Raw genomic sequence first — 22,430 nt, 5'->3', positions numbered from 1 at the left:
GTACAGCAACAAGTGTTACCCTACCAGGTAAAGCAGCTACACCAGCAGCACCAACAGTAGCAAGTGACGAAGCAAACGCACGAGTAACCGTAACGCCAAGTGCAGATGCAGACCGAGTAGAAGTTACAGTAGGAAACTCAACAGTAGTCGCAACGAAAACAGGCTCAACATGGAGTCTAACACCATCTAAAGACGGTGTAAGTGTAGATCCAACAAGCGGAGTAATCACTGTAGCACACAATGCAGCAAGTGCAGGAACACAAGTCAGCGCAACTGCTAAACACGGCAACAGTGACGTAAGTACAGCAGCAAGTGTTACCCTACCAGGTAAAGCAGCTACACCAGCAGCACCAACAGTAGCAAGCGATACAGCAAATGCACGAGTAACCGTAACGCCAAGTGCAGATGCAGACCGAGTAGAAGTTACAGTAGGAAACTCAACAGTAGTCGCAACGAAAACTGCAGGTGAAGCAGCAATTCGAGGCGTCCACAACAATGGAGACCTAGAAGCGCTTAAGACCGCAGCGAAAGCATTACCTAATACTGGTACAGTAAAATCAACATTAGCTATTCCAGTTGCAATTACAAGTGCTTTACTTAGTTTAGGTCTTGTAGGAGGACGTCGTCGTAAAGAGAATGAAGAAATTTAATCAGTATATTTACTTGCTAAAATGGCTAGCAAATTTGTAAGAGTCGAATAATTATCTAAAACCTCCAGGTTAGTGAATTAAATCATAGTTTCTAATCTGGAGGTTTTTATAGTTCAATTATCTATAAAATGACAGAGTTTACTGGAAGTCTTCAATATTCAGATGAAGGAGAAGTTTCTTGGGTGCAAAAAGACCAGATTCCAAACTTGGATCTGGCCTATGATATGTTACCCTTGATGGAGATGATGGAAGCTCCTGACAAATCTGAATTTTTCTGCCCTCGCCGTACAGAAGACGATTGGGAAAAGAAAATTTTCTAGTCTTTTACTAAATAACCGAGCTTATCCAAGGCCTCCTCGATATAGTGGAGGTCTTGTTGTGTTTCAGCTTCGACTAGGTGGTAGTGGATGCCATCTGTTAATTCAGACAGAGGTCTAAAGTCAGAATGCTCGACTTGTTCTAGAAAATGCTGAACATCTCTGCGACAAGACAGTTTCAGCAAGGTTTCAATTTCTCCATAAACAGGATGGTCAATCAAGGTGTTTTGAACACGTCCACCATTATCTACGATAGCGAGGAGTTCTTGACCGATTTCTTCAACTTCATGTTTGACTTTGAAAAGTTTGTGGACGTATGGATTGACATCAACTTGCTTATAGATGTAGCCACGGTTAGTGGATAGGATAGGAGCGCCATCGGCTCTCAAAATTGCAATGTCCTGTACAATGACCTGACGTGTGACATGAAAATGTTCCGCCAAACTTTGACCGTTGAGGGCTTTAGGAGCTTCTTTCAAGAGTTGGAGCAGGGCTTGTTTGCGATCTTTTTTCATAGTTCTTCCTTTTAACGGCGTTTTCGAAGCACTTTATAGACAGCTAGTGCTAATGTATAGTCTACCATACTATGGATAATTGTGCCAAATCCAACTAGCACAAAGAGAACATAAAACATATTTTCTACATTGGTACCAGAAGTTGTGTAAAAAAGGACGCAGGCCAATACTTCAGCAAGGGCATGAATAAGCGCTAAAACAAAGTTAAAAATCCAGGAAGATTTTGCTTTATCTAGGGTATCGGGGAATTTTTGTAGGTAAAGAGCTCCTAGAGTCCCAAAAAAGATATGGGAAAAAGCTCGAAATACGATAACCATGGGATAGCCAGCCATCAAAAATCCAAAACTAGAGGCTAGGATGACAAAAATTGCCATCAATGGCGACAAGAACATGGCGATAAAAATAGCGATGTGACTTCCTAAAGTGTAAGAAGCAGGTGGAATGACAATCTTGAAAGGCATAACAATCGGAATCAAAATTGCAATAGCCGTTAAGAGGGCTGTCATTGTCATAAATTGTGTCTTTTTCCGTGTATTCATAAGAATCTCCTTTTTATATGTATATACACTAGTATAGTACTATAAACAAGACAATAAAGCAAGGATTTACTTGGGTTTATAGGTCATTTTTAGTTAGATATTGGTAAAGATTTCACTAATAATAGTAACTATATCAAACAAAATCTCCACCTTCAAGCTTGAAAGCGGAGATTATTTTTATTTCTTCAAGGTTTGTAGTCGTGGGACAATAGCTAGAGTAAGAACTGCAGAAATAACTAATTCGGCAATGGAGTTTGTTGAGATAACAGTTGCTAGGAGTTTTTGGATATTACCATCAAAAACATTTCCAAAAAGGTAGAAAATTCCACCAAGGACAAAGACAGTATTTGTCAAGGAACCAAGGGCACCAGCTAGAATCAGACCAGTCTTGTTTTTCATCAGCTTATAGACTAAGTAAGGAGTCAAACCAATCAAAATACGTGGGACAATGGCAATGATAGCTGAGTAGATGTTCCCATTTGGTACGAAAGGAGAGAAGAGGTAGCTGGTTGGTAGAATCGTAATTGTGTTAACCGTCAAGCTAAGTAGCCCCATCAAAAATCCAAGTGTAACCCCAACTCGTGGACCGTAAATAATGCTGGCAATAATGACAGGAATATGAACGATGGTCGGTTTGATTGGGAATGGAAAAAGGTTAAAGACAAGCGAGCTTAGAAAATGAATCACAAGCATGGTTGCAAAGAAGATAGCAATGGGCGCAATATTAGATCGTTTTTTCATCGAGAGTTTCCTTTATTCTTTCTAAAATAATTGTGAGGTCGGCTAAAGCTCCTCGTCCATGGTCTCCACAAGCTAGTAGGGATTCCTTAGGAGCAATCAGCTGATAGCCGTAGGTTTCTAATGTTTTCAGATTAGCCTGAGTTGCTGGATGTTCATACATCTTTGTATTCATAGCAGGTGCGATGAGTTTGGGAATATGACTTGGCAAGGCTAGAGCAATACAAGTTACCATGTTGTCCGCAAAGCCGTGGGCTAGTTTTGCAATAGTGTTAGCTGTTGCAGGGGCCACGATAAATAAATCTGCTTTTTTTCCAAGTTCGATATGATTGACTTGATCGGGATAAGGTTCCTTCATGACATCCAAGTGGACAGGACTCTGTGAGAGTACTTGTAGTGTCAAAGGTTGGATAAACTCTGTAGCACCCTGAGTCATTAAGACAGTGACTTGATGGCCTTGTTTTTTTAGAGAACTGACTAAATCTGCCGACTTGTAAGAGGCGATTGACCCCGTTATAGCCAAGAGAATGTTTGCCATAGCTTTCCTTTCTACGAATGATAGCCTTGAATTTTTTCAAGGAGGAGTTTTGCAATTTCTTCTTTAGTCTGGACTGTTTGAAGCTGATTTTTTTCAACAAAGATTGCACGATGTTGATCTGCTGAAATTTGAGACAGGTCATTTGCAATAATCAAGTCTGCTTGGTTTTTGATAAGACTTTTTCTGGCAATATCAACTAGATGATCTTCGTTAACATCAACCAGCAGTTTGAAACCAATCAGATGAATAGCAGGATTCCATTCCTTGACCAGAGAGATGATTTTGGGTGTCTTTTTTAGGAACAAAACCTGAACCTCGTCAGTTGAAGAAATCTTAGTTTGATGATTTTGCTTGTTTAAAAATTCTTCTAGATTGGAGCTAGCCTGAACTTCCTCTAGCCCTGTCATATAAACAGGAGTGTAGTCAGAAACAGCCATTGAGTGGATCAAGACCTGATAATCCTTGATACGTTCTTGCATTTCTAGTAGAAGGTCCTCGGTATTGTTAATTTCTAGAATGCTTAGGTTAGGATGGGCTTCTGGCTTCACAGCTCGTTTTGTCGTAATTAAACAAACTTCATGCCCTGCAGCAAGCAAGGTTTCTGTGATGATTTTCCCCAAGCGACCAGTAGAATGGTTAGTGATAGAGCGGACGCTGTCGATAGCTTCACTGGTACCGCCCGATGTAACTAAAATTTTCATAGCACTATTGTACACAAAAATAAACGGTAAGTAAAATGAAAGCGATAAATTTTTGGTAAAAATGAAGATTTACTATAGTTTCAAACTATAAAGCCATATAAAATTTAAGAAAGGACTCTAAAAACCTTAAAAATAGGGATATTTACGAACGTTTAGAGAGTTTTAGGATGTTAAAAATCTTGTTTTGTGTTATAATGAATTATCATATAAGAGGTTAGAGGAGTTTTGAATGAAAACAGATATTGAAATTGCACAGAGTATTGAGTTGAAGCCAATCGTTGATGTTGTAGAGAAACTGGGTATTTCTTACGACGATTTGGAGTTGTACGGAAAGTACAAGGCTAAGCTCAGCTTTGATAAAATTCGTGCAGTTGAGAGCAATCCAGTTGGGAAATTGATTTTGGTTACTGCCATCAACCCAACACCTGCAGGTGAAGGAAAATCAACTATTACCATTGGTCTGGCGGATGCCTTGAATAAGATTGGCAAGAAAACTATGATTGCTATCCGCGAACCATCTCTTGGTCCAGTCATGGGTATCAAAGGTGGTGCTGCTGGTGGTGGTTACGCCCAAGTCCTGCCAATGGAAGACATCAACCTCCACTTTACTGGGGATATGCATGCCATTACAACAGCCAACAATGCTCTTTCAGCCTTGATTGACAACCACTTGCACCAAGGAAATGAGTTGGGAATTGACCAACGTCGTATCCTTTGGAAACGTGTTGTGGACTTGAATGATCGTGCCCTTCGTCATGTAACCGTTGGACTTGGTGGTCCTCTAAACGGTATTCCTCGTGAGGATGGCTTTGACATTACAGTTGCTTCTGAAATCATGGCCATTCTTTGCTTGGCTACGGATATTGAAGATTTGAAACGCCGTTTGGCCAATATCGTTATCGGTTATCGTTACGACCGTACACCTGTTTCTGTAGGTGATTTGCAGGTTGAAGGTGCCTTAGCTTTGATTTTGAAGGATGCGATTAAGCCGAACCTGGTTCAGACAATTTACGGAACACCTGCCTTTGTGCATGGTGGTCCATTTGCCAATATCGCTCATGGATGTAACTCTGTCTTGGCAACGACAACAGCCCTTCACTTGGCTGATTACACAGTTACTGAAGCTGGTTTTGGTGCAGACCTTGGTGCTGAGAAATTCCTTGATATTAAGACACCAAACTTGCCAACTTCTCCAGATGCAGTAGTTATTGTCGCAACCCTTCGTGCCCTTAAGATGAATGGTGGTGTGGCTAAGGACGCTCTTACAGAGGAAAATGTGGAGGCGGTTCGTGCAGGTTTTGCCAACTTGAAACGCCATGTTGAAAATATCCGTAAATTTGGTGTACCTGCAGTTGTGGCTATTAACGAATTTGTCTCTGATACAGAAGCTGAAATTGCAGCCTTGAAAGAACTTTGTGCCTCAATCGATGTACCAGTTGAGTTGGCTAGTGTCTGGGCTGATGGTGCAGAAGGTGGTGTAGCGCTTGCTGAAACTCTTGTCAAGACTATCGCTGAAACCCCAGCTAACTATAAACGTTTGTATGACAATGACCTTTCTGTCCAAGAAAAGATTGAAAAGATTGTTACCGAAATCTACCGTGGTAGCAAAGTAAACTTTGAGAAGAAAGCTCAAACACAAATCGCTCAAATCGTTCAAAATGGTTGGGACAAATTGCCAATCTGTATGGCTAAAACTCAGTATAGTTTCTCAGACAATCCAAATGCACTTGGAGCGCCAGAAAACTTTGAAATTACCATTCGTGAATTGGTACCAAAATTAGGGGCAGGCTTTATCGTTGCCCTAACTGGTGATGTCATGACTATGCCAGGTCTTCCAAAACGACCAGCAGCCCTCAATATGGATGTTGAAAGCGATGGAACTGTCCTAGGCTTGTTCTAGTATATTGAAATTGACTTTAAATGAGTTTGGAAAAGCTATCCAAGCTCATTTTTTATCTAGTTTTAAGGAATTGTCTTCAGCTGATGAGAGAAGTGCCTTCTAGACGAATCAGTCTAGGTAAAGATATTTTCCCTGATTTCTGATATAATAGAAATAGTGACTTCAAGAGTAAGGAAGAGAAGATGAACGCATTATTAAATGGAATGAATGACCGTCAGGCTGAGGCGGTGCAAACGACAGAAGGTCCCTTGTTAATCATGGCGGGGGCTGGCTCTGGAAAGACCCGTGTTTTGACCCACCGCATTGCTTATCTGATTGATGAAAAGCTGGTCAATCCTTGGAATATCTTGGCCATTACCTTTACTAACAAGGCTGCGCGTGAGATGAAAGAGCGTGCTTATAGCCTCAATCCAGCTACTCAGGACTGTTTGATTGCGACTTTTCACTCCATGTGTGTGCGTATTTTGCGTCGCGATGCGGACCATATTGGCTACAACCGTAATTTTACTATTGTGGATCCTGGTGAACAGCGAACTCTCATGAAACGCATTCTCAAGCAGTTGAACCTGGATCCGAAAAAATGGAATGAACGGAGCATCTTAGGGACTATTTCTAATGCTAAGAATGATCTGATTGATGATGTAGCTTATGCTGCCCAAGCAGGTGATATGTACACCCAAATCGTGGCCCAGTGTTATACAGCCTATCAAAAAGAACTTCGTCAGTCTGAGTCGGTTGACTTTGATGATTTGATTATGCTGACCTTGCGTCTTTTTGATCAAAATCCTGATGTTTTGACTTATTACCAGCAAAAATTTCAATACATCCACGTTGATGAGTACCAAGATACAAACCACGCTCAGTACCAATTGGTCAAACTCTTGGCTTCCCGTTTTAAAAATATCTGTGTTGTTGGGGATGCGGACCAGTCTATCTACGGTTGGCGTGGTGCTGATATGCAGAATATTTTGGACTTTGAAAAGGATTACCCTCAAGCCAAGGTTGTCTTGTTGGAGGAAAATTACCGCTCAACTAAAACCATTCTCCAAGCGGCCAACGAGGTCATTAAAAACAATAAAAACCGCCGTCCTAAGAATCTCTGGACTCAAAATGCGGATGGAGAGCAAATCGTTTACTATCGTGCTAATGATGAGCAGGATGAGGCTGTATTTGTAGCCAAAACCATTGATGAACTTGGTCGCAGTAAAAACTTCCTTCACAAGGATTTTGCAGTTCTCTATCGTACTAACGCCCAGTCTCGTACTATTGAGGAAGCCCTGCTCAAGTCCAATATCCCATATACAATGGTTGGTGGGACCAAGTTCTACAGCCGTAAGGAAATTCGTGATATTATCGCTTATCTTAACCTTATTGCGAATTTGAGTGACAATATCAGTTTTGAGCGTATTATTAACGAGCCTAAGCGTGGAATTGGCCCAGGTACGGTTGAGAAAATCCGTGACTTTGCTAATATGCAAAACATGTCTATGCTAGATGCTTCAGCAAATATCATGTTGTCTGGCATCAAAGGAAAAGCAGCCCAGTCTATCTGGGATTTTGCCAATATGATTCTAGATTTACGAGAGCAGCTAAATCAATTAAATATTACAGAGTTGGTTGAGTCCGTACTAGAAAAAACAAGTTACGTCGATATTCTTAATGCCCAAGCGACCTTAGAAAGCAAGGCTAGGGTTGAAAACATCGAGGAGTTCCTCTCTGTTACGAAAAACTTTGATGACACCTCTGATGTGACAGAAGAAGAAACTGGTTTGGACAAACTGAGTCGTTTCTTAAATGACTTGGCCTTGATTGCCGATACAGATTCAGGTAGTCAGGAAACATCAGAAGTGACCTTGATGACCCTGCATGCTGCCAAAGGTCTCGAGTTTCCAGTTGTCTTTTTGATTGGGATGGAAGAAAATGTCTTCCCACTTAGCCGTGCTGCTGAAGATCCAGATGAATTGGAAGAAGAACGCCGTCTGGCCTATGTAGGAATTACGCGTGCAGAGAAAATCCTCTATCTGACCAATGCCAACTCGCGCCTGCTTTTTGGTCGTACCAACTACAACCGTCCGACTCGTTTTATTAACGAAATCAGTTCAGACTTACTTGAGTATCAAGGTCTGGCTCGTCCAGCAAATACAAGCTTTAAGGCATCATATAGCAGTGGTGGTCTCGCCTTCGGTCAAGGTATGAGTCTTGCCCAGGCTCTTCAAGACCGTAAACGCGGTGTGGCACCGAAAACTATTCAGTCAAGCGGTCTCCCATTTGGCCAATTTTCAGCTGGTGCAAAATCTGCGTCTAGTGAGACAAATTGGTCTATTGGTGACATTGCTCTCCACAAGAAATGGGGAGAGGGAACTGTTCTGGAAGTTTCAGGTAGCGGTGCTACGCAGGAATTGAAAATCAATTTCCCAGAAGTTGGCCTGAAAAAACTTTTGGCCAGTGTGGCCCCAATTGAGAAAAAAATCTAATTTTTCATCCTTTTCACGAATAATAAAGTGAGGAGGATTTTTATGTACAGTATTTCATTCCAAGAAGATTCACTATTGCCAAGAGAAAGACTTGCTCAAGAAGGAGTGGAAGCACTCAGTAACCAAGAGTTGCTAGCTATTTTACTCAGAACAGGAACACGGCAAGCTAGTGTTTTTGAAATTGCCCAGAAAGTCTTGAATAGTATCAGCTCTTTAACTGATTTGAAAAAAATGACCCTGCAGGAATTGCAGAGTCTATCAGGTATCGGTCGTGTTAAAGCTATAGAGTTACAAGCTATGATTGAACTGGGGCATCGTATTCAAAAACACGAAACCCTTGAGATGGAAAGTATTCTCAGTAGTAAAAAGCTGGCCAAGAAGATGCAACAGGAATTGGGGGATAAAAAACAAGAGCACCTAGTGGCGCTCTATCTCAATACTCAAAATCAAATCATCCATCAACAGACCATTTTTATCGGCTCAGCTACTCGCAGTATCGCTGAACCGCGAGAGATTCTTCACTATGCCATCAAGCATATGGCGACCTCTCTAATCTTGGTCCACAATCATCCTTCAGGAGCAGTAGCTCCTAGCCGAAATGATGATCATGTTACTAAACTTGTTAAAGAAGCCTGCGAACTGATGGGAATTGTCCTCTTGGACCATTTGATTGTCTCTCACTCCAGTTACTTTAGTTATCGTGAAAAGACAGATTTAATTTAAAGTTTATTAACGACATAGTCAAAGAGATTTTTATCTTTGGGACGATTTTCAAAAAGAAATTCTGGATGCCATTGGACACCGAGAAAGGCGACATCATCCGTACTCATGACAGCTTCAATGATACCATCCTTAGGATCATGAGCTGCAATCTTTAAGTTGGGAGCTAAATCCTTGATACTCTGGTGGTGGAAGGAGTTGATATGGGAGATTTCTCCATAGATTTCTCGAAGAACAGTATCAGGTTCTGTTACCAAACGTTGTGTTGTGTACTCGGCAGAACAATCTTGCCAGTGGCCTTCTATATCTTGATACAGAGTTCCACCCATGGCAACGTTAAAGAGTTGAGTACCACGACAGATGGAGAAAATTGGCTTTTTCTGTTTAATAGCTTCCTTGATGAGAGCCAGTTCGAAGATATCTCTTTGAAGGTGGTAGTCATCGCTATCAATGGTTTTCGGTTCGCCATAGAATTTTGGGTCAACATTTTGCCCACCTGTCAAGATGAGCTTGTCAATCATACTGATATAGTGGCTAGCCATTTCTTGATCACCAATCGGTAGGATGATGGGAATTCCTCCAGCGTCTTTAACGCCTTCTACAAAACCTTTTGCTGCGTAGCTCATCATGATGTTATCATCTGGATGAGTTTTTTCGTTTCCTGTTATCCCAATAACTGGTTTTTTCATAAAATGATTTTCGCTTTCTAATCCTCTTTTCGCATGAAATAGAGGAGGGTTTGGAGTTCACTTGTCAAATCGACATACTGAACGACCACGTCTTTTGGTAAATGTAGATGGACAGGTGAAAAACTGAGAATACCTTTCACGCCAGCATCAACTAAGAGATTGGCAACCTCTTGTGATTTGACGCTAGGAACGGTCAGGATAGCAGTTTTGACATCGGCATTCTTAATTTTATCCTTGATTTGAGAAATTCCGTAAATAGGAATCCCGTCAGGGGTTTGGGTACCGACTTCAGGATGGTCATCTAGGTCAAAGGCCATGATGATTTTCATCTTGTTACGCTCGTGGAAGCGGTAGTGGAGAAGGGCATGGCCCATATTTCCAATACCTACCAGCATGACATTGGTAATGGAGTTATCATTGAGCAAATCGGCAAAAAACGTCATCAGTTTTTTGACATCATAGCCAAAACCACGACGACCAAGTTCACCAAAATAGGAAAAATCCCGACGTACGGTCGCTGAATCAATACCAATAGCCTCTGCAATTTGCTTAGAGTTGGCACGTTCAATCTTTTCTGCATGAAATCTCTTAAAAATTCGATAGTAGAGAGAGAGTCTTTTCGCTGTAGCTTTTGGAATAGCAGACTGTTTATCTTTCACAAAATCACAACCTTTCTATTCTTCTATTTTATAGAAACATTGTGAAAAAATCAACAAAAATAAGAAAAAACTAAGAAAAATCTTAGTTTTGATGTAAAAATTCTGTATCTGATAGAAAACGGTAGAGATCTCCGACCAGACCTTGGTAAACTTCCTGGCCATTAAAGGTTAAAGAAGTTACATAAAGTGTATCTGGTAGGGTCACACATCCTGACAAAGCTAGCATGAGTGCTTCATAATCTTCATACTTAAGAGTCCGCTCTACATGATAGCTATCCTTATAGGTTAGTTTAAACATATGGGCTCTATCTTTCCGATTTTGTAAAGACACCACGCTCTACTAGACTATCCATGAGGAAGTAGAATTTTTCCTGATGAATGTGGTGGTCTTCTGATTTGAAAATATCAACTAGACGAAGGCCAAACTTGTCAGTGATATTGATTTTAGCGCCTGTAAGTTCCTTGTTAATGATGATTTTGAGTTGGAAGCCTTCACCGCTGTTTGGCACTTTTTCCAAAAGGCGAGTCAGTTCATAGTTACCAACCTTTGTCTCAAAAAAAGTATTGTCCTTGAGGGTGAACTTCTTAACAGTAGGGCTAAGAGTGTAGTCGTAACGACAATTTTTTAACTGAATGTTTTTTTCAAATGCCATATGGCTAACCTCCGATAATTTCTTTTAAGGTTTTTGCGAGGGTTTGTAGATCTTCAACAGTATTTTGTGGAGACAAACTGATGCGAACGGATTCCTTCAAACGTTCTGAATTTGCCCCGTACATGGCTTCAAGAACATGGCTGGATTGGACAACACCTGCAGTACAGGCTGAGCCAGTAGAGATAGAAATTCCAGCTAAATCTAGACGAAGGAGTAAGAGGTCGTTTTTCTGGTCAGGAAATCCAATATTGAGAACATAAGGAAGATGATCTTGTCCTTTATTCAGGTAATACTGAACTCCCTCAAGCTCCGTAAGAAAGGCAGTTTCTAGATTTTGTACATGTTGAAAATGTTCTTCTTGCTTTTCTAAATTTTCTTTTAGGGCTGCAACCATGCCTACGATGGCAGCTAGATTTTCAGTTCCTGCTCGTTTTTTCTGTTCTTGGTCTCCGCCATGAAGATAGGAATCAAAGTCCATGCTTGATGCGTAGAGAAAGCCGATTCCCTTAGGACCATGGAATTTATGGGCAGAAGCAGTGAGAAAATCAATGCCCAGTTCTTCTGGATGAATAGGGATTTTACCGATTGCCTGAACTGCATCAACATGATAGGCGGCAGGATGTTGCTTGAGTATTTGGCCAATTTCAGCAATGGGAAGTAGGTTTCCTGTCTCATTATTAGCAAACATGGTAGAAACCAAAATCGTATCGTCACGTAAAGCCTTTTGAATTTGTTGTGCTGTGATTTCTTGATTTTCTGGCTGGATAATGGTTACTTCAAAACCAAAGTGTTGAACCAAGTAATCAATGGTTTCAAGGACAGCATGGTGCTCAATAGCAGTTGTGATGATATGTTTTCCTTGCTCTTGGTGACGAAGGCAGTAGCCAATGATGGCAGTGTTGTTGCCTTCAGTCCCACCAGAAGTGAAAAAGATATGTTGAGGTTTTGTCCCCAGTAACTGAGCTAGTTCCTGACGGGCTTCTCGCAAGAGTTTGCCAGCTTGACGACCATGCCCATGAATACTAGAAGGATTGCCATAGGTTTCTTGCATAACCTCGGTCATAGCTGAAATAGCAACCGCTGACATGGGAGTCGTCGCAGCATTGTCCAAATAAATCAAAGAATCACCTTATTTCTTTTTGTTGTAGGCAAAGAGTGGGCTGACTGGTTTTCTTTCGTGAATACGGACGATAGCATCACCAATTAACTCACTAGCAGTGATGTAGCATACGTTTTTAGGAGTTTTTTCCTTTGTTGCTACTGAATCAGTCACAAGAATTTCTTTAATCTTAGTATTGTCAAGAAGTTCAGCAGCACCTTCAACGAAGAGACCGTGGCTAGAAACAGCATAAATTTCTGTAGCCCCTTCATGTTCAACGATTTTAGCTGCTTCAGAGAAGGTACGTCCTGTATTTAAAATGTCATCAATCAAGATGGCTTTTTTCCCTTCAACATCGCCGATGATATAGCCTTCGTTGCGAGTTGCATCGTCTTGAGGGTAGTCGATAATGGCGATAGGAGCATCAAGATATTCAGCCAAGCTACGAGCACGTTTTACCCCTGAATTTTTAGGGCTAACGACAACAACATCTGAACCTCTTAATCCTTTATCACAGTAGTGTTTAGCAAAGAGAGGGACAGTGTAGAGATTATCGACAGGAATATCAAAGAAACCTTGTACTTGAACTGCGTGTAAGTCGAGGGTAAGGACACGATCTACACCAGCTTTAACCAGCATGTTAGCAACTAGTTTAGCCGTTAGTGGTTCTCTAGATGATGCAATTCTATCTTGGCGTGCATAACCGAAATACGGAAGTACAACGTTGATACTGTGGGCACTTGCACGCACACAAGCATCAACCATGATTAACAATTCCATTAGGTGGTTGTTAACAGGGAAACTTGTTGATTGGATGATGTAAACATCATAACCACGAACACTCTCTTCAATATTAACTTGGATTTCTCCATCAGAAAATTGACGTGATGACAGTTTTCCAAGTGGAATACCGACAGCATCCGCAATTTTTTGTGCAATTTCTTGGTTAGAGTTGAGTGCGAAAAGTTTCATGTTTTTTATATCTGACATTATAGACCGTCCTCTGTAAACTTAATGAAGCCAAGTCATTTCTGTTTAGCATATATTAACTTGGATTCGAGTATTTTTGTCTTTTCTATTTTACCAAAAAATGGAGATTATTTCAGCTATTTTTCATGCTTTTGACAAATCGAACCAATTTTGAGGGAGCTTTTTGATAAGCAATCTGATTTTCCTCTAAAAATTGCTGGAAATCCTGTTTGCCTTGCTCGTGATTTTCAACTTCAAGCTCCAACTCGTAATCTGTAATATCAAAGTACTGACTTTCATCCAGCGCCATGAGACCAATAGCTATTTTCATTTCATAGCGAAGCGTTGTTAGACAACCAAGAACCTGCCACTTTTTACTTTGGATACCATGTTTTGCTAATTCATCTAGCACAAGCCCTTGAGGAAGCTCTTCCTTAGCCAGATAATCTTCAGCATCTTTTAGTTGCAATTTTTGGTTGTACTCCATGTTTCCAACACTTTGTGGGACTTTGAGTGTCAATTCTGCCCAGTTTTTAAATGTTCGAATGCGCATAGCGACTTTCTTTTCTCGTAGCTCAAAATCAGGCGTGTCAATGTAGTAATTTTTTTGAAGAACAGGAGTGACACCTCTGAACTGCTCTTTTAGACGATCATATTCATCTTTTTTCAGTAGTGTTTTCAATTCAATTTCTAAATGTTTCATTTTTCTTACCTTTTCTTTATCTATGAAAGCGGATTATATGATATAATAGCTTTGTATTTATTGTATATGAATCTGGAGAAAAAATCAAAGATATTTTTGAAGGATAATATGAGAACAAGGGAGAATATATGACCTTAGAATGGGAAGAATTTCTAGATCCTTACATTCAAGCTGTTGGTGAGTTAAAGATTAAACTACGTGGTATTCGTAAGCAATATCGCAAGCAAAATAAGCATTCTCCGATTGAGTTTGTGACTGGTCGAGTCAAGCCAATCGAGAGTATAAAAGAAAAAATGGCTCGACGTGGTATTACTTATGCGACCTTAGAACACGATTTACAGGATATTGCTGGTTTGCGTGTGATGGTTCAGTTTGTAGATGATGTCCAAGAAGTTGTAGCTATTCTGCGTAAGCGTCAGGATATGCGGATCATACAGGAGCGAGATTATATTACTCATCGAAAGGCTTCAGGCTACCGTTCCTATCATGTGGTAGTAGAATATATGGTTGACACCATCAATGGAGCCAAGACCATTTTGGCAGAAATTCAAATACGTACCTTGGCCATGAATTTCTGGGCAACAATAGAACATTCTCTCAACTACAAGTACCAAGGGGATTTCCCAGAGGAGATTAAGAAGCGACTGGAAATTACAGCTAAGATTGCTCATCAGTTGGATGAAGAAATGGGCAAAATTCGAGATGATATCCAGGAAGCCCAGGCACTTTTTGATCCTTTGAGTAGAAAATTAAATGACGGTGTAGGAAACAGTGACGATACAGATGAAGAATACAGGTAAACGAATTGACCTGATAGCTAATAGAAACCCACAGAGTCAAAGGGTTTTGTATGAATTGCGAGATCGTTTGAAGAGAAATCAGTTTATACTCAATGATACCAGTCCAGATATCGTTATTTCCATTGGTGGGGATGGTATGCTCTTGTCGGCCTTTCATAAGTATGAAAACCAGCTTGATAAGGTACGCTTTATCGGTGTTCATACGGGACATTTGGGCTTTTATACGGACTATCGTGATTTTGAGTTGGACAAGCTAGTGACTAATTTGCAACTTGATACGGGAGCTAAGATATCTTATCCTGTCTTGAATGTGAAGGTCTTTCTTGAAAATGGTGAAGTCAAGATTTTTAGAGCACTCAACGAAGCCAGCATCCGCAGATCCGACCGAACTATGGTGGCGGATGTTGTGATCAATGGTGTCCCCTTTGAACGTTTTCGTGGAGACGGGCTAACAGTTTCGACACCGACTGGTAGTACAGCCTATAATAAATCTCTTGGTGGTGCTGTTTTACACCCTACCATTGAAGCTCTTCAGTTGACGGAAATTGCAAGCCTTAATAATCGTGTCTATCGAACGCTGGGTTCATCCATTATTGTTCCTAAGAAGGATAAGATTGAACTCATTCCAACGAGAAACGATTACCATACCATTTCCGTTGACAATAGCGTTTATTCCTTCCGAAATATTGAGCGAATCGAGTATCAAATCGATCATCATAAGATTCACTTTGTCGCGTCACCGAGTCACACCAGTTTCTGGAATCGTGTTAAGGATGCTTTCATCGGCGAGGTGAATGAATGAGGTTTGAATTTATCGCAGATGAGCATGTCAAGGTTAAGACCTTCTTAAAAAAGCACGAGGTTTCTAAGGGGCTGCTGGCTAAGATTAAGTTTCGAGGCGGAGCTATTCTGGTCAATGACCAACCGCAAAATGCAACCTATCTATTGGATATTGGGGACCGAGTGACTATTGATATTCCAGCTGAGGAAGGTTTTGAAACTCTGGAAGCTATCGAGCGCCCATTAGACATTCTCTATGAAGATGACCACTTTCTAGTCTTGAATAAACCCTATGGAGTGGCTTCTATTCCTAGTGTCAATCACTCCAATACCATTGCCAATTTTATCAAGGGTTACTACGTAAAGCAAAACTATGAAAATCAGCAGGTTCATATTGTGACCAGGCTTGATAGAGACACTTCTGGTTTGATGCTTTTTGCCAAGCACGGGTATGCCCATGCACGATTAGACAAGCAGTTGCAGAAAAAGTCTATTGAGAAGCGCTACTTTGCTTTGGTTAAGGGAGATGGACACTTAGAGCCAGAGGGAGAAATTATTGCCCCGATTGCGCGTGATGAAGACTCTATTATCACTAGGCGAGTGGCTAAAGGTGGAAAGTATGCCCATACATCCTACAAGATTGTAGCATCTTATGGGAATATTCACCTGGTCGATATTCTACTGCACACTGGACGTACTCACCAAATCCGAGTTCACTTTTCTCATATTGGTTTTCCTTTGTTGGGAGATGACTTGTATGGAGGTAGTCTGGACGACGGTATCCAACGGCAGGCCCTGCATTGCCATTACCTATCCTTTTATCATCCGTTTTTAGAGCAAGATTTGCAGTTAGAAAGTCCCTTGCCGGATGATTTTAGTAATCTTATTACTCAGTTATCAACTAATACTCTATAATAAAGTAATTCAGAGTATAATTTATTTTTTAAAGGAGAAAACTCATGGAAGTTTTTGAAAGTCTCAAAGCCAACCTAGTTGGCAAAAATGCTCGTATCGTTCTCCCTGAAGGGGAAGAGCCTCGTATTCTTCAAGCAACTAAACGCTTGGTAAAAGAAACAGAAGTAATTCCTGTTTTGCTGGGAAATCCTGAAAAAATTAAAATTTATCTTGAAATTGAAGGAATTGAAGATGGTTACGAAGTCATCGACCCTCAACACTACGATAAATTTGACGAAATGGTTGCTGCTTTAGTGGAGCGTCGTAAGGGCAAAATGACTGAAGAAGAAGCACGCAAGGTTTTAGTTGAAGATGTCAACTACTTTGGTGTGATGTTGGTATACTTGGGCTTGGTTGACGGAATGGTATCAGGTGCTATTCATTCAACTGCCTCAACAGTTCGTCCAGCACTTCAAATCATCAAAACACGTCCGAATGTATCTCGTACTTCAGGAGCCTTTCTTATGGTTCGTGGTTCAGAACGTTATCTATTTGGAGACTGTGCCATTAATATTAATCCAGATGCAGAAGCTTTGGCTGAAATTGCAATCAACTCAGCAATCACAGCTAAGATGTTTGGTATCGAGCCTAAAATTGCTATGCTAAGCTATTCTACTAAAGGTTCAGGGTTTGGTGAAAGTGTTGATAAGGTAGTAGAAGCAACTAAAATTGCTCATGACTTGCGCCCTGACCTTGAAATCGATGGTGAGTTGCAATTTGATGCAGCCTTTGTTCCTGAAACTGCAGCTTTGAAAGCTCCTGGAAGTACAGTAGCTGGTCAAGCAAATGTCTTTATTTTCCCAGGTATCGAAGCAGGAAATATCGGCTACAAGATGGCCGAACGTCTCGGTGGCTTTGCAGCTGTAGGACCTGTTTTGCAAGGTTTGAACAAGCCAGTTAACGACCTTTCTCGTGGATGTAATGCAGATGATGTTTACAAGTTGACCCTTATCACAGCAGCCCAAGCTGTTCATCAATAAGATTTAGTCCTCTTTCCTTTGGGAAGAGGCTTTTTATACTCAATGAAAATCAAAGAGCAAACTAGGAAACTAGACGCAGGCTGCTCAAAGCACTGCTTTGAGGTTGTAGATAAGACTGACGAAGTCAGTTACATATATAATCCAAGGCGACGTTGACGTGGTTTGAAGAGATTTTCAAAGAGTATTAATACTAGGAAAAGGACAGTTAGAATCTTCTGTGTTATACTAGAGATATGTTAGATTTGAAAGAATACGGTATCGTCATGTGGCCAGAGGAGAAGATCATTTCTTTCCGTGAGAAACTTCTCACTTGGTATGATGAAAACAAAAGAGATTTACCCTGGCGAAGAAGTAAAAATCCTTATCATATCTGGGTCTCTGAAATCATGCTCCAGCAGACCAGAGTTGATACAGTTATCCCTTACTACGAACGATTCTTGAACTGGTTTCCAACAGTAGAATGTTTGGCGAATGCACCTGAAGAGCGTTTACTGAAGGCTTGGGAAGGTTTGGGTTATTATTCTCGAGTTCGTAATATGCAGGCTGCAGCCCAGCAAATTATGACTGACTTTGGGGGCCAATTTCCAAACACCTATGAAGGAATTTCTAGTTTGAAAGGAATTGGCCCTTACACAGCAGGAGCCATTTCTAGTATTGCTTTTAACTTGCCTGAGCCTGCTGTAGACGGCAATGTCATGCGAGTTTTGGCGCGTCTGTTTGAAGTCAATCATGATATTGGCATTCCAAGTAATCGCAAAATTTTTCAGGTAATGATGGAAATCTTGATTGATCCAGAACGGCCAGGTGACTTTAATCAAGCCTTGATGGACTTAGGGTCTGATATTGAGGCACCAGTTAATCCTAGGCCAGAAGAGAGTCCAGTGAAGGATTTCAGTGCGGCATATCAGAATGGAAGCATGGACCGTTATCCAATCAAGGCTCCCAAGAAAAAGCCTGTCCCTATTTATCTTAAAGCCTTGGTGGTAAAAAATAGTCAGGGGCAATTTTTACTTGAAAAAAATGAAAGTGAAAAGTTATTAGCAGGATTTTGGCATTTTCCCTTGATAGAAGTAGATGAGTTTCCGCAAGAGGAGCAGTTTGACCTCTTTCATCAGGTTGCAGAAGAAATTGTCAATTTTGGTCCAAGTCCAGAAGAGAGTTTCCAGCAGGACTATGACCTAGAAGTTGATTGGCTTGATGGTTGTTTTGATACAGTCAAGCATGTCTTTAGCCATCGTAAATGGCATGTTCAAATTCTAGCAGGCCAGGTGACTGACTTCCATGACTTTTCAGATAGGGAAGTTCGTTGGCTTTCACCAGAAGAGTTTAAGAATTACCCACTTGCCAAACCCCAACAAAAAATCTGGCAGGCTTATGCACAAGTCAACTTAGACAGTAGCAAAGACTAGCTATTGTGTCTTCTTGTTATTTTTTTGGTATAATAGTAGAGAAAAAGGTGAACAAATGAAAAAAATATTAATTGTAGATGATGAAAAACCAATCTCGGATATTATCAAGTTTAATATGACCAAGGAAGGTTACGAGGTTGTAACTGCTTTTAATGGTCGTGAAGCACTAGAGCAATATGAAGCAGAGCAGCCAGATATTATTATTCTGGATTTGATGCTTCCGGAAATTGATGGTCTAGAAGTTGCTAAGACTATTCGTAAGACAAGTAGTGTACCTATTATCATGCTGTCAGCTAAGGATAGCGAATTTGATAAGGTTATCGGTTTAGAGCTTGGTGCAGATGACTATGTAACCAAACCCTTCTCAAATCGTGAGTTGCAGGCGCGTGTCAAAGCCCTTCTTCGTCGTACGGACTTGGCTTCTGTAGATAACCAAGAGTCTGATGAAAAGAAAACCCAACCCTTGCAAATTGGGGACTTGGAGATTGTACCAGATGCTTATGTAGCTAAGAAATACGGTGGAGAACTAGACTTAACTCACCGTGAATTTGAACTTTTGTATCACTTGGCGTCTCATATCGGTCAAGTAATTACGCGTGAACACTTGCTTGAAACGGTTTGGGGGTATGATTATTTCGGAGATGTTCGGACTGTTGATGTAACTATCAGACGTTTGCGTGAGAAGATTGAAGATACACCAAGTCGTCCAGAGTATATCCTAACACGTCGTGGTGTTGGTTATTATATGAGAAATAATGATTAAACTAATTAAAGACACAGTTTTAACCAGTGATTTTATCTTTATCCTCATTTTACTTGGCTTTATTTTAGTTGTGACCTTGCTTTTACTAGAAAATCGTCGGGATAATATTCGGTTGAAGCAAATCAATCAAAAGGTAAAAGACCTGATTGCAGGAGATTATTCTCAGGTATTGGATATGCAGGGAAGCTCTGAAATTACCAATATTACCAATAATCTCAATGATTTATCAGAAGTAATTCGCTTGACTCAAGAAAATCTGGAACAAGAGAGTAAAAGATTACATAGTATCCTCTCTTACATGACGGACGGAGTCCTTGCGACCAATCGTCGTGGTAAGATTACCATGATTAATGACATGGCTAAGAAACAGCTAGGTGTTCAGAAAGAAGATGTTCTCAATAAAAGTATTCTAGAATTGCTTAAGATTGAAGATGAGTATGAACTTCGTGATTTGATTACCCAAGTTCCTGAGCTAATGATTGATTCTCAGGATGCCAATGGTGAGTATCTGAGCCTTCGTGTACGTTTTGCCTTGGTTCGTCGTGAGTCTGGCTTTATTTCTGGTTTGGTTGCTGTTTTACACGATACGACAGAGCAGGAGAAGGAAGAACGGGAACGGAGACTCTTTGTTTCCAACGTTAGTCATGAGTTAAGGACGCCTCTGACTAGTGTAAAATCCTATCTTGAAGCCTTGGATGAGGGAGCCTTGTTGGAACCTGTTGCGCCAGACTTTATCAAGGTGTCTCTAGACGAAACTAACCGTATGATGCGGATGGTGACAGACCTTCTTCATCTTTCACGAATTGATAATGCAACTAGCCACCTGGATGTGGAATTGATTAATTTTACTGCCTTTATAACCTTTATTCTCAACCGTTTTGATCAGATAAGAGGGCAGGATGAAGAGAAGAAATATGAACTGGTGAGAGATTATCCAATTACTTCAGTTTGGATTGAGATTGATACAGATAAGATGACACAGGTGATTGATAATATTCTCAACAATGCCATCAAGTATTCGCCAGATGGTGGGAAAATCACAGTGACCATGAAGACAACTGATGATCAGATGATTTTATCCATCTCAGACCAAGGATTGGGTATTCCTAAGCAGGATTTACCACGTATCTTTGACCGTTTCTACCGTGTGGATCGTGCTAGAAGTCGTGCCCAAGGAGGTACTGGTTTAGGACTAGCTATTGCTAAAGAGATTATCAAACAACATGATGGCTTTATTTGGGCCAAGAGTGAATACGGTAAGGGTTCAACCTTTACCATTGTACTCCCTTATGATAAGGATGCAGTGAAAGAAGAAGTATGGGAGGATGAAGTAGAAGACTAGAATGAGTGAAACAGGCTTTAAATACAGTATTTTAGCGTCGGGTTCCAGTGGAAATTCCTTTTATCTGGAAACTCCAAAAAAGAAGCTTTTAGTGGATGCAGGCTTGTCTGGTAAAAAGATTACCAGCCTACTTGCTGAAATTAATCGCAAGCCAGAAGACCTGGATGCCATCTTGATTACCCATGAGCATTCAGACCATATCCACGGTGTGGGTGTTTTGGCTCGCAAGTATGGTATGGATTTGTATGCCAATGAAAAGACCTGGCAGGCTATGGAAAATAGCAAGTATCTCGGCAAGGTGGATTCTTCTCAGAAGCACATCTTTGAGATGGGCAAAACCAAAACTTTTGGAGATATCGACATCGAGAGTTTTGGTGTTAGCCACGATGCAGTCGCACCGCAGTTCTATCGCTTTATGAAGGATGACAAGAGTTTTGTCATACTGACTGATACAGGTTATGTTAGTGACCGTATGGCAGGAATTGTCGAGAATGCAGATGGCTATCTCATTGAGTCAAATCATGATGTAGAGATTTTGCGAGCAGGTTCTTACGCTTGGCGACTCAAACAACGAATCCTATCGGATCTTGGTCACCTTTCTAACGAAGATGGTGCTGAAGCTATGATTCGTACCTTGGGAAACCGCACTAAGAAAATCTACCTTGGGCATTTATCTAAGGAGAACAACATCAAGGAGCTAGCTCACATGACCATGGTCAATCAGCTAGCACAAGCTGATCTGGGAGTCGGAGTAGACTTTAAGGTTTATGATACCTCACCAGATACCGCAACACCATTGACAGACATATAAAAAGAAGGCGAGGGCCTTCTTTTTTATATCTTTTACAATCCTGCGAAATCTTTGATTTCTTGTGCTGACATTGAAGAGTCGCAACGGACATTGATTTGTCCATCTGCAATGTGAACGAAGCCTGGTACAGTTGGAATTCCATAGCGTGAGCGGAATGCTTGTAACTCATTGAGTTGGCTTGGCTCTTCACTGTTGATGAAGTAGATGTGAGCTTTAGTTTCAGCTACGACACTTGCCAAGGTACCAGCAAATTTACGGCAGTAAGGGCAAGTTTTGCGACCGATAAAGAAGGTTGCAGTTTCTTTTTTATCAAGAGCTTCTTGCGCACGCGCAACTGTAGTGACTTCAAGGTCTTTGATATTATCTAAAAATTGTTCCATGAGATTACCTCGCTTTCATTGATAAGTCTAGTATGCCATAAAGTTTCTAAAATTGCTTAGATTTGATACGAAAAAAAGATGAGATTGGTTGGTCTCATCTTTTTTAGGTACGACGGGCATGTCGTACATCTGAGGTGTAAGTCCTCCGTGGGCACCCGCTACCGGTGAACCCAATAGCGATTCCCAAGCCTGACTATCGTGAGGTAGCGGGGAGAGGAAGGGATAGCGAAATCGTGGCTCTACGAACAGGAACGTGATAGTAAGGCGTATATAGCGGATAAGGGGGCCTAAAACTCTAAAGTCCAAAAAGGTAGTCGTAACCTATATGCGTAAATCACGAGAGTAAA

At 40.9% G+C, this 22,430-nt stretch carries 25 protein-coding genes and 1 pseudogene; 13 read left to right on the top strand and 13 right to left on the bottom strand.

Annotation, left to right across the window (positions count from 1 at the left end):
- Both D8787_RS08945 and D8787_RS08940 read left to right on the top strand, forming a co-directional pair.
- Window positions 1-650: LPXTG cell wall anchor domain-containing protein (locus tag D8787_RS08945; protein WP_125423039.1), on the top strand; the 650-nt coding region annotated here is incomplete at its 5' end.
- Between the two features lie 95 nt (window positions 651-745).
- Window positions 746-970: pseudogene (locus tag D8787_RS08940) on the top strand (hypothetical protein); the annotation flags it as partial.
- Here the strand turns inward: D8787_RS08940 and D8787_RS08935 are convergent.
- The 5 genes from D8787_RS08935 to coaB all read right to left on the bottom strand — a co-directional run bounded on the left by D8787_RS08935 (window position 967) and on the right by coaB (window position 3,998).
- Entirely contained in the window at window positions 967-1,482 is a 516-nt protein-coding gene (locus D8787_RS08935) for a transcription repressor NadR (protein WP_125423036.1), read from the bottom strand. The pseudogene D8787_RS08940 and the gene D8787_RS08935 sit on opposite strands and share 4 nt — an antisense overlap.
- Window positions 1,483-1,493: 11 nt before the next feature.
- Window positions 1,494-2,021: an ECF transporter S component gene (locus D8787_RS08930; protein ID WP_125423033.1), complete on the bottom strand. Its 528-nt coding sequence runs from the start codon at window positions 2,019-2,021 to the stop codon at window positions 1,494-1,496.
- Between the two features lie 177 nt (window positions 2,022-2,198).
- Window positions 2,199-2,762: an ECF transporter S component gene (locus D8787_RS08925; protein WP_033688884.1), complete on the bottom strand. Its 564-nt coding sequence runs from the start codon at window positions 2,760-2,762 to the stop codon at window positions 2,199-2,201.
- Window positions 2,746-3,297 carry a phosphopantothenoylcysteine decarboxylase gene (gene coaC, locus D8787_RS08920; RefSeq protein WP_125423030.1) on the bottom strand — a complete coding sequence of 184 codons (552 nt, stop codon included), beginning with the start codon at window positions 3,295-3,297 and terminating at the stop codon, window positions 2,746-2,748. Before coaC ends, D8787_RS08925 begins: the two co-directional genes overlap by 17 nt.
- Before the next feature lie 11 nt (window positions 3,298-3,308).
- Entirely contained in the window at window positions 3,309-3,998 is a 690-nt protein-coding gene (gene coaB / locus D8787_RS08915) for a phosphopantothenate--cysteine ligase (protein WP_125423027.1), read from the bottom strand.
- 229 nt (window positions 3,999-4,227) lie between these two features.
- Here coaB and D8787_RS08910 point away from each other — a divergent pair, with 229 nt between their 5' ends.
- From D8787_RS08910 to radC, 3 genes are all read left to right on the top strand, one after another.
- Window positions 4,228-5,898, top strand: a complete 1,671-nt coding sequence (locus tag D8787_RS08910) for a formate--tetrahydrofolate ligase (RefSeq protein ID WP_125423024.1) — start codon at window positions 4,228-4,230, stop codon at window positions 5,896-5,898.
- A 182-nt stretch (window positions 5,899-6,080) separates the two neighbouring features.
- Window positions 6,081-8,372 carry a DNA helicase PcrA gene (gene pcrA, locus D8787_RS08905; protein ID WP_125423021.1) on the top strand — a complete coding sequence of 764 codons (2,292 nt, stop codon included), beginning with the start codon at window positions 6,081-6,083 and terminating at the stop codon, window positions 8,370-8,372.
- A gap of 42 nt (window positions 8,373-8,414) precedes the next feature.
- Window positions 8,415-9,095: a RadC family protein gene (radC, locus tag D8787_RS08900; RefSeq protein ID WP_125423018.1), complete on the top strand. Its 681-nt coding sequence runs from the start codon at window positions 8,415-8,417 to the stop codon at window positions 9,093-9,095.
- Here radC and D8787_RS08895 read toward each other — a convergent pair.
- From D8787_RS08895 to D8787_RS08865, 7 genes are all read right to left on the bottom strand, one after another.
- Complete coding sequence (locus D8787_RS08895) at window positions 9,092-9,781, bottom strand: gamma-glutamyl-gamma-aminobutyrate hydrolase family protein (protein ID WP_125423015.1); 690 nt, start codon at window positions 9,779-9,781, stop codon at window positions 9,092-9,094. The two genes, radC and D8787_RS08895, sit on opposite strands and share 4 nt — an antisense overlap.
- A 17-nt stretch (window positions 9,782-9,798) precedes the next feature.
- Entirely contained in the window at window positions 9,799-10,440 is a 642-nt protein-coding gene (locus D8787_RS08890; protein WP_042900738.1) for a redox-sensing transcriptional repressor Rex, read from the bottom strand.
- Between the two features lie 82 nt (window positions 10,441-10,522).
- Window positions 10,523-10,738 (bottom strand): DUF4649 family protein, encoded by a 216-nt coding sequence (locus tag D8787_RS08885; RefSeq protein ID WP_185776787.1) that lies wholly within the window; start codon window positions 10,736-10,738, stop codon window positions 10,523-10,525.
- Between the two features lie 7 nt (window positions 10,739-10,745).
- The gene (locus D8787_RS08880) at window positions 10,746-11,093 is read right to left on the bottom strand and encodes a DUF1831 domain-containing protein (protein WP_125423009.1); all 348 of its coding nucleotides are present in this window, start codon (window positions 11,091-11,093) and stop codon (window positions 10,746-10,748) included.
- Window positions 11,094-11,097: 4 nt separating this feature from the next.
- Complete coding sequence (locus D8787_RS08875) at window positions 11,098-12,213, bottom strand: cysteine desulfurase family protein (RefSeq protein ID WP_125423006.1); 1,116 nt, start codon at window positions 12,211-12,213, stop codon at window positions 11,098-11,100.
- A gap of 9 nt (window positions 12,214-12,222) precedes the next feature.
- A complete protein-coding gene (locus tag D8787_RS08870; RefSeq protein WP_125423003.1) occupies window positions 12,223-13,182 on the bottom strand; it encodes a ribose-phosphate diphosphokinase in 960 nt (319 codons plus the stop codon).
- 112 nt (window positions 13,183-13,294) lie between these two features.
- Window positions 13,295-13,864, bottom strand: a complete 570-nt coding sequence (locus D8787_RS08865) for a CYTH domain-containing protein (RefSeq protein WP_125423000.1) — start codon at window positions 13,862-13,864, stop codon at window positions 13,295-13,297.
- A 128-nt stretch (window positions 13,865-13,992) separates the two neighbouring features.
- Between D8787_RS08865 and D8787_RS08860 the strand changes: the two genes are divergently transcribed.
- From D8787_RS08860 to D8787_RS08825, 8 genes are all read left to right on the top strand, one after another.
- Window positions 13,993-14,664 (top strand): GTP pyrophosphokinase, encoded by a 672-nt coding sequence (locus D8787_RS08860; RefSeq protein ID WP_000171684.1) that lies wholly within the window; start codon window positions 13,993-13,995, stop codon window positions 14,662-14,664.
- Complete coding sequence (locus D8787_RS08855) at window positions 14,648-15,466, top strand: NAD kinase (protein ID WP_125422997.1); 819 nt, start codon at window positions 14,648-14,650, stop codon at window positions 15,464-15,466. Before D8787_RS08860 ends, D8787_RS08855 begins: the two co-directional genes overlap by 17 nt.
- Window positions 15,463-16,359, top strand: a complete 897-nt coding sequence (locus D8787_RS08850) for an RluA family pseudouridine synthase (protein ID WP_125422994.1) — start codon at window positions 15,463-15,465, stop codon at window positions 16,357-16,359. The genes D8787_RS08855 and D8787_RS08850 overlap by 4 nt, the downstream gene beginning before the upstream one ends.
- Window positions 16,360-16,403: 44 nt before the next feature.
- Complete coding sequence (gene pta, locus D8787_RS08845; RefSeq protein ID WP_125422991.1) at window positions 16,404-17,378, top strand: phosphate acetyltransferase; 975 nt, start codon at window positions 16,404-16,406, stop codon at window positions 17,376-17,378.
- A gap of 233 nt (window positions 17,379-17,611) precedes the next feature.
- Window positions 17,612-18,787: an A/G-specific adenine glycosylase gene (gene mutY, locus D8787_RS08840; RefSeq protein WP_125422988.1), complete on the top strand. Its 1,176-nt coding sequence runs from the start codon at window positions 17,612-17,614 to the stop codon at window positions 18,785-18,787.
- A 55-nt stretch (window positions 18,788-18,842) separates the two neighbouring features.
- Window positions 18,843-19,550 (top strand): response regulator YycF, encoded by a 708-nt coding sequence (gene yycF / locus D8787_RS08835; protein WP_125422985.1) that lies wholly within the window; start codon window positions 18,843-18,845, stop codon window positions 19,548-19,550.
- Window positions 19,543-20,892, top strand: a complete 1,350-nt coding sequence (vicK, locus tag D8787_RS08830) for a cell wall metabolism sensor histidine kinase VicK (protein WP_125422982.1) — start codon at window positions 19,543-19,545, stop codon at window positions 20,890-20,892. Before yycF ends, vicK begins: the two co-directional genes overlap by 8 nt.
- Window position 20,893: 1 nt before the next feature.
- Entirely contained in the window at window positions 20,894-21,703 is an 810-nt protein-coding gene (locus tag D8787_RS08825) for an MBL fold metallo-hydrolase (RefSeq protein WP_000004959.1), read from the top strand.
- A 32-nt stretch (window positions 21,704-21,735) separates the two neighbouring features.
- Here the strand turns inward: D8787_RS08825 and D8787_RS08820 are convergent, their stop codons facing one another.
- Window positions 21,736-22,083 carry a thioredoxin gene (locus D8787_RS08820; RefSeq protein WP_125422979.1) on the bottom strand — a complete coding sequence of 116 codons (348 nt, stop codon included), beginning with the start codon at window positions 22,081-22,083 and terminating at the stop codon, window positions 21,736-21,738.
- Window positions 22,084-22,430: the final 347 nt, after the last annotated feature.

It is taken from the genome of Streptococcus mitis, from assembly GCF_003944325.1.
Classification (GTDB): Bacteria; Bacillota; Bacilli; order Lactobacillales; family Streptococcaceae; genus Streptococcus; species Streptococcus mitis_CW.
The sequence above is the reverse complement of the archived record's forward strand: the minus strand, read 5'-3'. Positions and strand labels throughout refer to the sequence as shown.